This window comes from Caballeronia sp. NK8 (assembly GCF_018408855.1).
Lineage (GTDB): Bacteria > Pseudomonadota > Gammaproteobacteria > Burkholderiales > Burkholderiaceae > Caballeronia.
In genome coordinates this window covers 1,150,660-1,166,321 of sequence record NZ_AP024323.1, presented here as the reverse complement: position 1 = coordinate 1,166,321, position 15,662 = coordinate 1,150,660, and the positions used below count along the sequence as shown (strand labels likewise).

The window sequence follows — 15,662 nt, the reverse complement described above, 5'->3', positions numbered from 1 at the left end:
CGTGTCGAGGTGCAGCTTGATCCAGATTCCGCCGTCGGCGATCGTGCAGTGGGGCGGCGCGGCCGTGTTCGTGAACGTCCTGCTCACGCGCCTGGGCGTGCCGCTGCCGTCCGCGCCGCTGCTCGTGTTCGCGGGCTCGGCCGTGGCGAGCGGGCGGCTGTCGTTCGCGCACGTCCTGTTCGCCGCGCTGTGTGGCGCGCTGCTCGGCGACAGTGTGTGGTTTTCGGCGGGACGCATCTATGGGCGCAGGCTCGTCGCGGCGCTGTCACGCCGGTCGTATGCGGTCGATAGCGGCATGCGCACGACGGGCGAACTGTTCGAGCGGCACGGCGCGCCGATCGTCGCGGTATCGAAGTTCGTGCCCGGGCTCGGACTCGTCACGCCGCCGCTGATGGGCACGACGCAGATCGCGGCGCTCGCGTTCTTCTGCTGGGATACGGCGGGCATCGTCGCGTGGGCGTCGTTCTGGCTGCTCGGCGGCGCGCTTTTCGAGCGGCAGTTGCAGCTTGCCGTGCAGGCGCTGGAATCGCATGGCGCGACGGTAGTCGACGTGCTTGCGGCGGCGGCGTTGCTGTACTGCATCTATCGGCTGATGCGGCGGCGGCAGCCGCGCTCGCATCAGCGAGATGGCGGCGGTTGATACGCCGCTATAATCGGACGGCCGAGGAAGGCATCCGTATCCGGTGGTGCGGCCGGGCTTCAAACCCGGTAGGGGGTGTCAGACACTCTCTGGTCGGTTCGACTCCGGCTGCCTTCCGCCATGAGGCTTCGTTCGTTATTCCGTCAGCCGCTTGTGGAATTCATCAGTAGCGGGGCAAACTATTCCTCACCGTATCTCCCGCGCTACGGTTTGAGGTCGGGCCACGCCTTCGTTTGGGCGAGCCGAGCTTCCTCCGAGCCCTCTGGCGCCAGGTAATCGTCGCAAACAGCGACAGCTCGCGTCACTTCTGTCGTTTCGGCGTCACTCCGGGCCAATAATTCTTTGCGCCACGTCAGGACGTCCTCACGCCCTCGGTGGTTCATCTCCCAGACCATCCAGTCAAGTAGATAGACCAGTTCCTTGCTCGGAATTTCGGTCAGTTCTGCGCTGGTCATGACTTGTTCCTTGTTTGGCATTTGCATTACAGCCTGGCTTGGCTGCCCCCCGCGTGCTCGCTATTATCGAGTGCTGCTACATCTGCATGAAGGGAGAATCTCATGAAAACCCTGATTACGGCTGGCGGATTCAACCGGTCAACGCAACGCCCAACGTCTCGGCCAATTTCTCCGCTGGCGTCATAAAACCCAAGGTCTGCCGCGGCCTTTCATTGAGCCGCTTGGCAATTGCGTTCAACTCAGCCTGTGAGTAATGATCCAACGGCTGGCCTTTTGGAAAGTACTGCCGCAGCAATCCATTGGTATTCTCGTTACTCCCTCTTTGCCACGGCTTTCGCGGTTCGCAGAAGTACACCTGCATATCTGTCGCCATCGTGAACTGCGCGTGAGCTGCCATCTCCGTGCCCCGATCCCATGTCAACGAGCGCTTCAATTGCGCAGGAAGCTTGCGCACCTGCTTGATCAGCGCCTGCGTGACGCTCTGCGTGTCTTTGCCCGGCACCTTCACCAGCACCAAATAGCGTGAATGCCGCTCCACTAGCGTAGCAACGTGCGTGTCGATTGAACCTGCAACCAAATCGCCTTCCCAATGCCCTGGCACAGCGCGATCCTCGGCCTCGGCCGGGCGTTCGCTGATCGGCACCGCATCGATGATCGTGCCGCGATTCTGACCCCGCTTCGAGGCGCATTTCGGACGACGCACTGCGCGCCTGGTGCGAAGCTCACTGATCAATTCCTTCTTCAGCGCTCCACGCGTCTGGATAAACAGCGTCCGATAGATCGTTTCGTGCGAAATGTGCATCTCCTTGCGTTGCGGGTATCGCCTCTTGAGCCAGCCCGAGATCTGCGCAGGCGACCATTGTAGGCGCAGCCCTCGCGCGACCTGCCTACACAAGCGCGCATTGCCCGCCAGCGCGCATTGTTTCGGACGCAACGCGCGCCTCCAAGCCAACTCATCGGCCGCATGCGCGCGATACTTCTCGCGCCCTCCATTGCGGCTCACTTCACGGCTGATGGTCGATTTGCTTCGCCCCAACTGCGCTGCAATCGACCCATACGACTCATTCTGGCTCAACGCTCGCGAGATCTCTTCGCGCTCGCATAAGCTCAAAGCACGCGCTGCGCGCTGGCGCGGCGCCGGCGCGATCCCGCCATGTTTGGCGATATGCCGGTGCGTTGAGCCGACATCCCGCTGTAACGCCCGCGCAATCGCACTGACGCTTTCCCCATTACGCCAAAGCTCCCAGAGCCGCCGCCGCTGCGCTTTGCCCAACCAAGGCTTTCTCTGTCGAGTCATCGATGCTCCCCACCTGTATCACGATCATTAGATCAGAGGTGTTGCATCGACCGGTTGAATCCGCCCTGCCTTTCTTTGTCTCTTGAGTTCGACCTGCCATAGCGCCGGCATCAGGCTCTTCACCATCCCGGCAGACCCCAGCGGGCCCGCTCTCCAGGCAGCCGTGTGGACGCCGTGTTCGGACGTTCCCGAACAAATCGAGGTGGGAAGTACTCTTTTGCGCGGAACAAAGAACTGCTCCGTCGCTGGCGAGAATCTTCCTCTGGTAGTCGTGTCGCACGGACACGGTGGTTCGCGCCTCGGTCACCATGACCTAGCGGAAAAACTCGCCGATGCGGGGTTCATCGTTGCGGCGATAAATCACCCCGGTGACACGTCTTCGGACATGTCCAGGGCGTCGGAGCCGTCTGAGTTTGTCGAACGCCCAATGGATATCAAGCGGCTCATCGACTACATGTTGAATACATCGCCCGAAGCGTCAAGAATCAACGGACAAAACATCGGCTTTTACGGCTTTTCCCGAGGCGGCTATACCGGTCTTGTTTTGGCCGGTGGTGTTCCGGACTTTCAACATGCCGATATACCGTGCCCTGATGAGCTTCCCATTTGCAAAACCATCCGGGCGGGAAAACTGCCACCGCAACACTGGACTCGTGACCCGCGAATCAAAGTGTTCGTACTCGCGGACCCTCTCGACGCATTTCCGACGGCCGCGACGGTCCAGGACATCAGCGCTCCAATCCAGCTATGGGCCTCGGAGTATGGTGGCGACGGTGTGTTGCCCGAGACGACGCCTGCGCTTTCGAAGCTGCTGCCAAAGAAGCCTGAGTACCACTTGGTCTCAGGCGCCGCTCATTTCGTATTCCTCGCACCCTGCGCGCCAAAGCAGGCTGTCAGTGTTCCTCGCATATGCGTCGACGCGGGCGGATTCGACCGTGTCGAATTTCACGCAAGATTTAACGAGGATGTGTTGAGATTTCTCGAAACGCAGCTTCGATAGAGCAGGGCGGTTCGATAGCGCCTCGTTGACCATAGAAGTAGAGTGCCGGATGTTGTTTAATGAGAGTCGAATCCAGCATTAAGGAACGTAAAATGGTCGATCTGGATGACCTCCGACTGATTCGTGCCATAGGCACCTCTACTTCGTTGGCGTCGGCAGCACAGTTACTCAATCTGACTCCTCCAGCAGTCACCATCCGCCTGCAGAGGATGGAGGAGCGTATTGACGTCCGACTGGTTGTACGAAAGTCGAGAGGCGTTTCTCTGACTGAGGAAGGACAGAGGCTTTACCAAGCGTCGCTCGAAATTCTTGAGCGTATGGAGTCGTTGCCAGCCCAGATTGCTGGCGACCGTGGTGAGGTTCAAGGAACGCTTCGTGTGATTGCTTCATTCGGCTTTGGTAGGAAGTACGTCACTCAGATAGTGCGAGACCTACAGAGAGCGCATCCGACATTGAACGTCGTTTTGCACCTTTCGGATAGCCCGCTAGCGAGCGCCTCTGCGGCGGATGTCGTCGTGCACGTCGGTACGCTCAAGCCGTCATCCTGGATTGCCAGCCCACTCGCGCCCAATGAGCGGATTCTGTGCGCGAGCCCAGCATTCGCGCGCCGTATCAAGGATTTGAACCATCCTTCCGACTTGACTCGCTTCAATTGCATTTGCCTTCAGGAGAACGACGAAGACGTGACGCGTTGGCGGTTCTCCCATGCGAGCGGAATCACGGGCGACTCTCAGAAATCGACGGTCATTCGGGTTGCCGGTAGGCTTTCGAGCAACGACGGCACCGTGATAACAGAATGGGCCCTCGCCGGACTCGGCATCGTCGAGCGCTCCGAATGGGACGTCGCTGATTTGTTGGCAGCCGGGAAGCTGGTTCGGCTGTTGCCAGAGTGGAGCTTGCCTTCCGCACCGGTTACCGCGCTGCTGCCGTCTCGCACCGGTCGGTCGCTTCGGCAAAGGGTATTTCTGGAGGCCGCAAAAGCGTTCCTAAGCCCGCCGCCCTGGCGCAAGAACTCCCGCGCCCGCGTGCGCGCGCATTAAATTTAGTTTAATTGTGAATTTGATATTCGTTAAACACGAAGAAACGCGTCGCAGCTATAGTGACCTCGGTAAAACATCACGGAGGAACGATGCCATGGGTATGGAGACACTTAACACCCCCGCCGCATTGATTGATGTGGGGCGCCTGCGCAAGAACATCGAGCGCATGCAGTCGCAACTAGACCGGCTGGGGGTGAAGTTCCGCCCACACGTGAAGACGACAAAATGCAAGAAGGTCGTCGAGGAGCAGATTGCCGCTGGAGCACAAGGCATCACCGTCTCTACGCTCAAGGAAGCGGAGCAGTTCTTTGACGCGGGTATCCGAGACATCGTCTACGCGGTCGGCATGGTTGCCACTAAACTCCCGCAAGCACTCGCCCTGCGTCGGAAGGGCTGCGACCTGAAGATTGTCGCAGACAGTTTGGAAGCGGCGAAGGCAATCGTCGATTTTGGGCAAAAGCAAGGCGAACGCTTCGAAGTCTGGATTGAGGTCGACGTAGACGGTCATCGCTCTGGCGTGCAAGTCGAGGATGAATTGCTCATCGACATTGGACGCACGCTCGTGAATGGAGGCGTGACACTCGGCGGTGTCCTTGCTCACGCTGGCTCCAGCTACGAGTACGACACCAGAGAAGCCTTGGTCAAAATCGCAGAGCAAGAGCGGAGTCTGACCGTTCGCGCAGCCGAGCGGCTTCGAGCAGCGGACCTTCCATGCCCCGTCGTAAGTATTGGGTCAACGCCGACTGCGCTGTCCGCGGAGCATCTAGAAGGCGTGACCGAGGTAAGAGCGGGTGTGTATGTGCTATTCGACCTCGTCATGCACAACGTGGGAGTTTGCGAAATATCGGACATTGCGCTGTCTGTTTTGACGACGGTGATTGGCCACCAAGAGGATAAGGGGTGGGCAATTATCGACGCGGGATGGATGGCGATGAGTCGTGACCGAGGTACTCAGCGTCAGGCACGTGACTTCGGTTATGGACTGGTCAGCAGCGAGAATGGCGAGGCGCTAGCGGATTACGTCGTAAGCGGTGCGAATCAGGAGCACGGCATCGTGTCGCGCGTCGGCTCAGTGGACACGAACATCGCGAAGAAATTTCCCATCGGGACTCGGCTTCGCATCGTACCGAACCATGCCTGCGCAACGGGCGCTCAACACCCCGACTACCATGCTGTGTCCGGGGATGGTTCCGCCGAAACATGGCCGCGCTTTTACGGGTGGTGAACGAAAGACAGAACCAATGCCGCGCTTCGCGGCATTTGTCTTATTTGGCGTCGTTATAGACGGTGGCGCGCGAAACGCCCAGATGCTGTGCAACGGTCTCCATCGACCGTCGCAATTCTAAATATCCCTCTTCCTTCAGCGTTTGCATCAGCGTTCGGCGCTGGTCAGTGCGCAGCGCCTGCGGTGTTGTTGCCAGATTCACAGCAAATCTGTCAATCCGCTCGCGCAGTGACTCGGCATTGGACGGATCAAGCGACTCTTTCACCGCGTCCGTATTCAATGCGGAGAACTGCTCAAGCATCGTGGTGATGCCGCGAAACATGGTCACATCGACATTCAGACATAGCGCGGCAATGTAATGCCCGCCTGAATCCTTGATGCCAATCGACGTGCTCTTCGCCTGTCGGCCGTCCGCAAAACGGTTCGGATAGTTCGCGAGCACCTGCGGATAATCGTCGTCCGCAATTCGAGCAAGGCCAAGTTCGGTCGCGGGGTCGCCAACCTGCCGGCCCGACAAGTTGTTGTGGATGGCCAGGATGGCGTTCTTCGGAGAGCGCAGGTCGTGCACAACGACCTCGGTGAACGGCGCCAACGTCTCGCCTAGGGCCGCCGCGATTTGCTTGACCTGTTCAAGAATGGTCTGCTGTTCGGTTGTGAGCTTTGCTTTGGGCATTCTGGACTATTCATCTACATTTTTTCACATTGTATAGCTTTTCGGCGGTCCTCGGAAAATCCTCGCATTCCCTTATTTTACTAATTGTCCAAAAATAGATAATACGTCCAGTCGCTGGCCTGTGCGCTGCCACGTATGGCGCGGACGGCGACACGACATCCACTGACAGGAGCAGAGACATGAACGGGAACGACGTGCGATTGATCGGATTGAGGCAAGGCCTGGTTGCGGCGCTTCTGTCGCTGACCGTGGGTATGCATGCGACTGGTGCCGTTGCGCAGCAGCCGGTTGCGAGTCAATCGCGGAACCTGCCCAGAATCCTGGTGCTGGCGACAGGGGGCACGATTGCGAGTACGTCAGACGCACGTTCGGCTATCGGTTACAACGCCGGAGGCATCACAGGCGAGCAGTTGATTGCCGGCGTGCCAGGCATCGAGAAACTCGCATCCATCAAGGCCGAGCAGATTTCAAACGTCGGCTCGCAGGATATGAGCAACAAGATTTGGTATCAACTCGCGGAGCGAATCAAAGAAGCGTTTGACAAGAACGAGGCCGACGGCGTCGTGATTACGCACGGAACGGACACGATGGAAGAAACAGGTTTCTTCCTCGATAGCATTCTTGCGACCAAGAAGCCGGTCGTGCTGGTCGGTTCCATGCGTCCTGGAGGCACAAATAGCGCAGATGGTCCATTGAATCTCTATGAAGCGGTGGAAGTTGCCACCAGCCCGCAGTCCGCGAATCGGGGCGTGCTCATCGTGATGAATGACACGATTCACAGCCCTCGCTGGGTCACGAAGACCCACTCCACCGCGGTGCAGACTTTCCAGAGTCCGAACTCGGGGCCGCTTGGCTACGTCGACCCCGCTTCAATCCGCTATCTCTCGCCGGCTCCGACGAGCCGCAAGAAACCGCTGGACCTTCCGAAGAGCGGCCTACCTCGCGTGGAAATCGTATATGCCCACGCAGACATGGATGCAAACCAAATCGAAGACGCGGTCCAACACGACGCAAAGGGCATTGTCCTGGCCGGTGATGGCGACGGCAATGCGTCGAAAGCCGCACTCGACGCAATGGAAGCGGCGGCTCGGAAAGGTGTGGTCGTCGTCCGTTCGACTCGGGTGAGCAGCGGATTCGTCAACCGCAACGTCGAGGTGCCGGACGATAAGAACGGGTTCGTTGTGTCCTACGACCTCAATGCACAAAAGGCTCGCGTCCTCACGCAGCTTCTCATTGGAAACGGGGTCACCGCACCTGAGCAGGTGCAGAAGGCCTTTCAAGCGACCTATTGAAGTCGCAGGTCGCTTGTCGAGCGACTCACACACCTACACCAACTTAGACGTCTGCCTCGACATAACGAGCTTGTCGAAGCGCGCGCGTCGCTCAAGGGGAACCTATCCATGCCGTCTCAAGTTCAAGCTGCTATCACCTGTGCGAACGCCCAGGACATTAACCCTCCAGCCGGGCACTACTCGCATATATGTGTGGCAAATGGCCTCGTGTTTGTATCCGGTCAGTTGCCCATCACGCCCGAAGGCAAAGCCCTCGGCGACGCGTCCTTCGAAGTTCAGACAAAACAGGTCCTGCACAACATCGACGCGGCGTTGAACGCTGCTGGCGTAACGCGCGACCAGCTCGTGCAAGTTCGTATCTTCGTTTCGAACATGGAGCATTGGCCGACCTGCAACACACTCTACGCAGACTGGATTGGCTCGCACAAACCGGCGCGAGCAGTCGCCGAGTCGACCTCTCTGCACTATGGCTCTGCGGTCGAGGTCGAAGCCATCGCCTTAGCGTCCGCCACCTGACACTCTCATCGAGGCCCATCATGAAAAAGGGGAAGCTTTCTCATTGGATTTTGCTCAGCATGGTGCTGGGCATCGCAGTTGGTTACGGCTGTCATCAATACGCGGCGGATGAGGCGGCAGCGAAGAGCATTGCCGCAGACTTCGGCGTTGTGACGACGATTTTCTTGCATATGGTCAAGATGATTATCGCGCCACTTGTTTTCGCGACGCTCGTGTCGGGAATCGCGAGCATGGATAGCGGCAAGGCCATCGGTCGCATCGGTGCCAAGGCGCTGGGGTGGTTCATCGCAGCATCTCTGCTGTCGCTGACGATCGGTCTGCTGTTCGTGAATATCGCTCAGCCCGGCGCGAGCCTCAATATGCCGCTGCCTGCAGCGGATGCCGCGACTAACCTGAAAACGAGTGCACTGAACGTCAAGGACTTCCTGACGCATATTGTTCCGACCAGCATCGCCGAGGCGATGGTCGGGAATCAAATCATGCAGATTCTGGTGTTCTCGCTGTTTTTCGGGATTGCTCTGGGCAAAGTGCCTGGCGAACCCGGAATTTTCCTCAAGCGCGCCATCGACGGTCTGATGGAAACCATGCTGCGCGCGACGAATGCTGTGATGATGTTCGCGCCGGTTGGCATCTTCGCCGCCATCGCGGCCGTCGTGGCGGTGCAAGGACTGGGCGTCGTTGTCACCTACGGGAAGTTGATTGGCTGGTTCTACGTCGCGCTGTTCGCTTTGTGGACCGTACTCTACTTCGCCGGCCGCGCAGTCTTAGGCCGACGCATGCCTGAACTGCTCAAGTCGATTCGCGAGCCGATGATGATTGCATTCTCGACCGCTAGCAGCGAAGCGGCGTATCCGGTGCTGACCGAGTCACTGACAGGATTCGGCATTCGCAAACGGCTTGTGGGCTTCGTCTTGCCGCTGGGTTACTCGTTCAACTTGGACGGTTCGATGGTCTACCAAGCCTTCGCGGCAATCTTCATTGCGCAGGCGTTCGGCGTCCATATGCCAATAGGCACGCAAATCACGATGTTGCTCATCCTCATGATTAGCAGCAAGGGCATGGCCGCCGTGCCACGAGGCTCATTGGTGGTGGTCGCAGCTATCCTGCCGATGTTCAAACTCCCTGAGGCCGGTTTGCTTTTAGTGATGGGAATCGACCAGATTCTCGACATGGGTCGTACGGCGACCAACGTGTTCGGGAACAGCATTGCCAGTGCCGTGGTAGCGAAATGGGAAGGGGAACTGGCACCTGCTGGGACGAACGAAGAGGTCGTGGCATCGCGCGCCCCGAGTGAGAATCCGTCGTCGGACTACGGGAACGCCCAGAACGCCCAATCGTCCTGAATCAGCCCGAGCGTGGTGGAAGCACACCAAATTGACATTCGGTCCAAATATGGACATAAATTCTGAGAATCCGCCATATGAGCCACACCATGCCGACAGACGCAAGACTTCTTCTCCTCGACCGGGACGTCGTTGAGCGTGCACTACAAGCTGAACAGGTCATATCAGCGGTATGTGAAGCGTTCGTCTTACACAGTCGGCGCGCGGGGCGCGTTTTCCCCGTCGTGCGGGAAAAGCTGCACACCGGAGGCGTGTTCGGCATCAAGTCGGGCGACGTCGCAGAGCAGAACCTGCTTGGATTCAAGGCTGCTGGATTTTGGCCAGGCAACCGGTCGGTCGGAGGAGAGCCGCATCAGGCTACGGTCGCACTGTTTGACCCGCAAACCGGCCGACCGCTTTGCATCATGGACGGCAACGCGATCACGACCGCTCGGACGGGCGCCGCTGGAGGCTTGGGTCTTCAGCATCTGGCTCGGCCGGAAAGCACCCGAATCTGCATTTTTGGTACGGGAGTTCAGGCTCGAGTTCAGCTTCAGTACGCGCTGAAATTGCTCAACCAGCGTTGCACGGTCGAGTACGTGACCCTCAACGGCGACGTCGAACCGGCCTTCGAGGCCGCATTCAGCGATCAGTGCGATATTCGCGTGGCGAAAGACCGCAACGATTCTGTAGCCAACAGCGATGTCGTTATCACGGCGACACCCGGTGGCGGAGCTCTGTTTGCAGCTGATGCAGTACGACCCGGCACTCACCTTACGTGTGTCGGCGCCGACACAGTTGGCAAGCGAGAGCTTCCAGACGGCGTGCTGCAACGGGCGCGAGTATTCGTGGATGACCAGGTTCAAGCGCGAAGCATCGGCGAATGCCAATGGGCGCCGACCGTACCTGCCACCGAAATCGGTGACCTCCTATCCGGTGCGACGTCGTTCGACCGCTCACCCAGCGATATCACTGTCTTCGATATGACTGGCCTTGCCCTGAAGGACCTCACGGTTGCGCGCTTCCTGTATGAGCATGCAAAAGCGAAGCAACTCGGCACCGCCGTTGAGTGGCCTTGGTAAAACATATCTACTTGAGAATCTGACATGACTACTTTTGAGCTTCCTACCTACGTGGATGTGGAGGCTGCGGCCTTGCGCATCGCGGGCGTCGCACATCGTACGCAGGTGTAAATCTCGCGCACCTTTAACGAAATCACAGGGGCTGAGTTTTTCTTCAAGTGCGAAGACTTTCAACGCATGGGTGCGTTCAAGTTTCGGGGCGCATTTGGTGCCTTGTCAAAGTTCTCGCCTGAGCAGCGTAGGGCGGGAGTGGTGGCGTTTTCATCCGGGAATCACGCTCAGGGAACTGCGCTGTCAGCAAAGATTCTCGGTATTCCGCCCGTAGAGCTTCCGCCTGCGCCGCCATGCCTCGCCGATTTGTCGATGCTGCGGGATTCTCTTACCGCTTCGTCGTCCGCTCTAAATCTGAGGACGGAGCCGACTTCGTGACCAAAAGCAGGAATACTTGCTTCGTGGCTTCGTTGATGTCCTCTGTTTGGCGGGTTTGATGGTGTAACGGTTTTCCCGAATTTTGCGGCCAGCGCCCACAACGCGCCCGAATTCCAAGAAGAACTCGGCATGGAAGCCGCCGCTTCCGTTGAACGAAGGTCTGGAGAAGGGGCGGTTCAGGTCGGATCTGCGACACACTTATGGCGGAATTGCCGACTTGGCACGCTCCAATAGACGCCGGATCAACCGAGCGTGCTTCAGCTTTTCTTCAGGTTTCGTCGATGGTCTTCGTGTTCAGCTCGGTGCATCCTGATTCTGCAAGGCGCGAAGTCAAAGGCCACCTCAGGCGTCCTCTACGCGCCGACGTCCACGGCTGGTCTCTCGACAGGCGTGCCGAATCCGGAACCGGAGTAAGTCGAAATGAAAATGATCCAAGTCGTAACGGTTGTCGCGGCGATGGTCGTCTCGTGCCACGTTTGGGCGCAAGACGGACCGCCGGCCCAGCAGCCTCAATCAACGCAGTCCGCAAAGGATATAGGCGGGGTCGCTGATACGTCGGTCACGAGCGCAGGTTCGCTTTCGTCCCTGGACCGAGGTTATTCCAGTCCTGGCGATTCGGCCCGGTCGAGTGAGATGCGCGTGCGGTCCGATACGTTTCGCCATCACTGAATGGTCGCACGGAAAAGTCAGTGGCCGATGCGCCGTTCGACGTTGCGGAAACGTCCCATCGAGCGGAAACGCCTAAACCACGCGTTCGTGCGAAGCTCGCAAAGCAGGGGCGAGCGTTCCGCGAGCGCGACTTCGAGCCAATGGAACATTTCGTCCGGCCGCTCGAGCCGCGCGTAGATTTCGGCGAGCAGGAAAGGCGAGGTGTAGCGGTTTCGTCGTCTCGCCAGCAAATCCTGTAAGTACCATTCGAGAACTTTTTTATAACCGCCGGAACACCACACTGTCCGAATCGCCTCGGCACGGGCGAATTCATTGCAGCGCGTGAGCGCGTCGATGGTTGCGTCGATCGCTTCCTCGAAATGCTCCTCGACCTCGAAAGCGGTCGCGAGCAGTTGATAAATGAGCGGCGAGCTCGGGCCGTGCCCCGCGCTGAGATACTCGCGAATCACTTCGTCATGCCGGCCTGACTGCACGAGCCCGAAAACACGCGAACCTTCGAATCCGAGGGGATCGACTCTTTCCGCGAGTTCAAACTGGGCGCGTCCTTCCGCCTCGCGGCCGAGCACGAGCAACAGTCGCGCATAGAGGCGGCTTGTTTCAGCGTGACTCGGATTCAGACGCAGCGCCGCGAGAAACTCCTCTTCCGCGCGGCGCCAGTCCCAGTCGTAGAAGTAATGGACGCCCGCGAGGGCCTGATGCGCCTCGGGAAGGCTTGGGTCCAGCTCCAGGGCGCGCAGTGCCGCTTCGCGCGCTTTCGGATAGCCCTGCGAGGGCGCGTAGAAGCCATGCGTCGCCGTCGAGCCATAGATGTTCGACATCCCCACGTAGCCCAGTGCATAGGTCGGGTCGAGATCCAGCGCGGTCTCGAAGTAGCTGTGTGCACGGATGAAGTCCTCGTCGTTCAGCGCATGATGCGCGGCGAAGCCGGCATCGAAATGAACGCGGCGCGTCCAGTAGTAGCGGCCGCGCAGATACGCGTCGTGCGCGGCCGGATCGATCGGCAGCCTGCGTGACAACCTGTGTTGCTGCCGCTCGGCGAGTGCGGGCGAGACTTCCTTCGCGAGCGCCGCGCCAACCTCTTTTTGAATATCGAGCGCGCCTCTCGCCATCGGCTCGTGCGCGCAGCCGAGGAGCTGCACTTGATCGAAGGAGCGAATCAGTTGCGCGAGGATGCGAACCCGCCCGCCCTCGCGCATCAGCGATCCTTCCAGCACATAGTCGACATCGAGCTCGTGGGCAATCTGGGCGATGCTCTTGTTGGCTCGCTGATAGCGAGCGGCCGTGGTGCGCGCGATTACCAGGATCCGCTGCGGATCGAGCATGCCGAGATTGGCGGAGGTCTCATCGGCGAGCGCGGCGCAAAAACTGTCGAGGCTGGTGTCGTCGCTGTTGTTCTCGAACGGCAAAACCAGGACGCGGATCGGAGCGGCGGGCGCAGCAGCAGGCGCGGCTTCCGCGGCGGGCTCCCCGGCCACCGCTCGAATGCCTTCCAGGCGGTAGCCCTTGCCCTTGACTGTGATCAAGTAGCGCGGGACGTCGGGGTCTTCGTCGAGCGCGATACGGATCTTTCGGATGGCTGTGTTGATGCTCGTGTCGGTGTCACGGTACGCATTCGCGCCCCACAGCGCCCGCACGATGTCCGCGCGCGTGACGAGCTGCCCGTTGCGCGATGCCATCAGGATCAGCAGCTCCATTGGCAGACGTTCGAGCTTGACCGGTTCGCCGCGGCGCCGCAACTCGTAGCGGCGCATGTCCAACTCGACGTCTTCCATGTTTGCGGGGCCGGGCGTGTTCATGGGCGCTCTCTCAGGGGCGATCGTATGTTCACATTCGTTGCGTCGGCCGACCGCGCGTTGCGCGCCATCCCGAACGATGCGGCGAACGACAGCAGCGCGCACGCCACCATGACGAGCGCGGGCGAAGCGCGCAGTCGCGCATCCAGAAGATGCGCCGCGAGGGGTGTCAACCCGAGCGCCAGGGTGAGCCCGAGATTCATCGTGGTGGCGACACCGCTGAACCGGAGGTCGAGCGGAAACGACTCGGCGATCGCGCAAGCGTACGTGCCGTTCGCCAGCGACGCGATGACCCCGGCCATTACATAGAGCGCGGACAGGTTGCACGAACGATTCGTCACCGCGATGAAAAAGACAGGCGCGAAGAGTGCGGACAGAATCGTCCCGAGTCTGAACACTTGGCGGCGGGACACGCGGTCGCCGAGATGCGATGTAACGAGGATGCACGCCGCGACGGAGATGAGATAACTGATTTGCGCGTCGATGATCTGGGCCTGCTCATAGCGGAGTCCACGCAGATAGGTCGGCAGATAGCCGAGCAAAATGCCGCTCGACGCGCCTACCAGAAGGCACGCGCCCGTACCGGTCACCAGACGCGTGAAATGTCGACGGCAGAGCGTATTGAAGGGCTCACGATGGCGTGCGCTGACGGCGCGCGCGTACTCGTCGGTTTCGGCGAGACGCCTGCGTATCGCGAAGCTCAATAGGCCGATCATGCCGCCGATGAGAAAGCCGAGCCGCCAGCCGTAATCGTCCATCTGAAGGGGAGTAAGCGACCTTTGCACGACGAGATTGACGCAGGTCGCGAGGAGCAGGGCGAGATTGACGGCGACGAACACGATGCCGCATAGAAACCCTGGCCGTGCGCGGGCGGTTTCCACCGCATAGACGACGGCACCCGGGAGTTCTCCGCCGAGACACAACCCCTGAATCAGTCGCAGCAGCACGAGAAGCACGGGCGCGGCGATGCCCCAGTCGGAATATGTAGGAAGCACTCCAATGAGGAAGGTCGCAACGGACGCGATCATCGCGGACGACAGAAAAGCAATGCGCCGGCCATACAGATCGCCCAGGCGGCCAAACACGATGCCGCCGACAGGTCTCGAGAGATAGCCGATAGCGAGCACCATGAAGGACAGCATCTCGCCGGATGTGCCCGCGTGCCGAGAAAAAAATGCGGCTCCAATGTTGCGGGCGAAGAAGCCATAGATCACGAAATCGAAGACTTCGAGTGCGCCACCTGTACTGGCCACCAGGATGGTCCAGCGCTGGCGGGCAGTCATGGCCATCATGGTTGGTGAATGGTTATTTGGTTTTCTCGACACGAGGCGCCTCCATTGATGCCGGCGATCGGTTTCGATTAAGAGTAGGGCAGTTTTCTTCTCTCCGACGCCTGAAAAGCGTCCGTCATTCATGATTTCTTCATCGCGTCTCGATTGTTGGTCGCCCGTCGCCGCCGCAGTATGGATCAGTGTCGATGACAAAAGGGGACTGAAATGAAACACCGATTCTGGAGTGCTTACGCGGCCTTGGCCGGCGCATTGCTGCTCTCTGGCGGCGTCGCGCGCGCCGATGATCACCAGTGCTCAAACGCTACCCTGAGAGGGACTTACGCCTTCGCCGCGCACGGTTCGCTGGTAGGCATCATTGTCGGCGGAACGATCTATCCGTACGCGAGTCCTCAGTTGATCGACGGCGTAGCCGTACAGACGTTCGATGGCAGAGGTTCGTTCACGCGCAAGGACTTCCTGATGAACACCGGCATGGCGCGACCGGGCGCGGTTAATTCCGCCGGTTTCGCGCAAGGACAGACCGGCACGTATCAGGTGAATAGTGACTGCACGGGCTCGATGCACATCGAGTTTCCGGGAGCGCCGCAGGCGGGCGCGATACTCGATGTCCAGATCGTCGTCGAGCGCGACGGTCGCGTCATCAGAGGGGTGCTGAGCCGTGAGCAGGTTCCGGGCTCGATGCCGTCCGGAAACGGCACACCATGCGGCTCTCCATGCCTGCTGGCGCCGCAGATCAGTCTGGAAGGGACCCGGGGGGACTTCGAATCATGGAGGTAATCTCGATCGATCAGCCGGAAACGCCGCGGGCACTGACCTGCCGGCACGGACCGGACGAAGTGAAGGGCTTCTAGAAGCGGTCGACCGGCATGTGGCGAAGGTGATGCCGGATCGGTTCTCGGCCATGGCAGGCAAGGCATCGCAGCCGCGATACGGCGCG

General features: G+C 59.6%; 14 protein-coding genes, 1 tRNA gene and 2 pseudogenes. 12 read left to right on the top strand and 5 right to left on the bottom strand.

The features are described from left to right. The first annotated feature begins 16 nt into the window (after positions 1–16). Together NK8_RS20080 and NK8_RS20075 are read left to right on the top strand one after the other, a co-directional pair. Positions 17–640 (top strand): DedA family protein, encoded by a 624-nt coding sequence (locus NK8_RS20080; RefSeq protein WP_162067779.1) that lies wholly within the window; start codon positions 17–19, stop codon positions 638–640. Between the two features lie 25 nt (positions 641–665). Next, positions 666–761, top strand: a tRNA-Sec gene (locus tag NK8_RS20075). Between the two features lie 82 nt (positions 762–843). On the opposite strand, the gene NK8_RS20070 is transcribed toward NK8_RS20075, so the two are convergent. Both NK8_RS20070 and NK8_RS20065 read right to left on the bottom strand, forming a co-directional pair. Continuing rightward, positions 844–1,095, bottom strand: a complete 252-nt coding sequence (locus tag NK8_RS20070) for a hypothetical protein (protein WP_213229213.1) — start codon at positions 1,093–1,095, stop codon at positions 844–846. 130 nt (positions 1,096–1,225) lie between these two features. Beyond that, positions 1,226–2,392, bottom strand: a complete 1,167-nt coding sequence (locus tag NK8_RS20065; protein WP_213228989.1) for an IS30 family transposase — start codon at positions 2,390–2,392, stop codon at positions 1,226–1,228. Positions 2,393–2,555: 163 nt separating this feature from the next. Between NK8_RS20065 and NK8_RS43685 the strand changes: the two are divergent. The 4 genes and pseudogenes from NK8_RS43685 to NK8_RS20050 form a co-directional block, all read left to right on the top strand. Then, positions 2,556–2,720 (top strand): annotated as a pseudogene (locus NK8_RS43685) (dienelactone hydrolase); the annotation flags it as partial. A gap of 99 nt (positions 2,721–2,819) precedes the next feature. Continuing rightward, positions 2,820–3,392 carry an alpha/beta hydrolase family protein gene (locus tag NK8_RS43680; protein ID WP_367657791.1) on the top strand — a complete coding sequence of 191 codons (573 nt, stop codon included), beginning with the start codon at positions 2,820–2,822 and terminating at the stop codon, positions 3,390–3,392. A 92-nt stretch (positions 3,393–3,484) separates the two neighbouring features. Next, the gene (locus tag NK8_RS20055) at positions 3,485–4,432 is read left to right on the top strand and encodes a LysR family transcriptional regulator (RefSeq protein WP_213229211.1); all 948 of its coding nucleotides are present in this window, start codon (positions 3,485–3,487) and stop codon (positions 4,430–4,432) included. Positions 4,433–4,526: 94 nt separating this feature from the next. Further along, positions 4,527–5,657: a DSD1 family PLP-dependent enzyme gene (locus NK8_RS20050; protein WP_213229209.1), complete on the top strand. Its 1,131-nt coding sequence runs from the start codon at positions 4,527–4,529 to the stop codon at positions 5,655–5,657. A 40-nt stretch (positions 5,658–5,697) separates the two neighbouring features. Here NK8_RS20050 and NK8_RS20045 read toward each other — a convergent pair whose 3' ends face one another. Next, the gene (locus NK8_RS20045) at positions 5,698–6,330 is read right to left on the bottom strand and encodes a transcriptional regulator (RefSeq protein WP_162067774.1); all 633 of its coding nucleotides are present in this window, start codon (positions 6,328–6,330) and stop codon (positions 5,698–5,700) included. 179 nt (positions 6,331–6,509) lie between these two features. Here NK8_RS20045 and NK8_RS20040 point away from each other — a divergent pair, with 179 nt between their 5' ends. The 5 genes and pseudogenes from NK8_RS20040 to NK8_RS20020 form a co-directional block, all read left to right on the top strand. After that, complete coding sequence (locus NK8_RS20040) at positions 6,510–7,622, top strand: asparaginase (protein WP_213229207.1); 1,113 nt, start codon at positions 6,510–6,512, stop codon at positions 7,620–7,622. A gap of 108 nt (positions 7,623–7,730) precedes the next feature. Next, positions 7,731–8,138 carry a RidA family protein gene (locus NK8_RS20035; protein WP_213229205.1) on the top strand — a complete coding sequence of 136 codons (408 nt, stop codon included), beginning with the start codon at positions 7,731–7,733 and terminating at the stop codon, positions 8,136–8,138. Between the two features lie 20 nt (positions 8,139–8,158). Next, complete coding sequence (locus NK8_RS20030; RefSeq protein WP_213229203.1) at positions 8,159–9,481, top strand: dicarboxylate/amino acid:cation symporter; 1,323 nt, start codon at positions 8,159–8,161, stop codon at positions 9,479–9,481. Between the two features lie 89 nt (positions 9,482–9,570). Then, entirely contained in the window at positions 9,571–10,542 is a 972-nt protein-coding gene (locus NK8_RS20025) for an ornithine cyclodeaminase family protein (RefSeq protein ID WP_213230455.1), read from the top strand. Positions 10,543–10,566: 24 nt separating this feature from the next. Next, positions 10,567–10,860, top strand: a pseudogene (locus tag NK8_RS20020) (pyridoxal-phosphate dependent enzyme); the annotation flags it as partial. Between the two features lie 797 nt (positions 10,861–11,657). Here the strand turns inward: NK8_RS20020 and NK8_RS20015 are convergent. Together NK8_RS20015 and NK8_RS20010 are read right to left on the bottom strand one after the other, a co-directional pair. Beyond that, a complete protein-coding gene (locus NK8_RS20015; protein WP_213229201.1) occupies positions 11,658–13,436 on the bottom strand; it encodes a winged helix-turn-helix domain-containing protein in 1,779 nt (592 codons plus the stop codon). Continuing rightward, positions 13,433–15,013, bottom strand: coding sequence for an MFS transporter (locus NK8_RS20010; protein ID WP_225936290.1), 1,581 nt, complete (start codon positions 15,011–15,013; stop codon positions 13,433–13,435). The genes NK8_RS20015 and NK8_RS20010 overlap by 4 nt, the downstream gene beginning before the upstream one ends. On the opposite strand from NK8_RS20010, the gene NK8_RS20005 reads away from it, so the two are divergent. Then, positions 14,963–15,502: a hypothetical protein gene (locus tag NK8_RS20005; RefSeq protein WP_213229199.1), complete on the top strand. Its 540-nt coding sequence runs from the start codon at positions 14,963–14,965 to the stop codon at positions 15,500–15,502. The two genes, NK8_RS20010 and NK8_RS20005, sit on opposite strands and share 51 nt — an antisense overlap. Positions 15,503–15,662 lie beyond the last annotated feature (160 nt).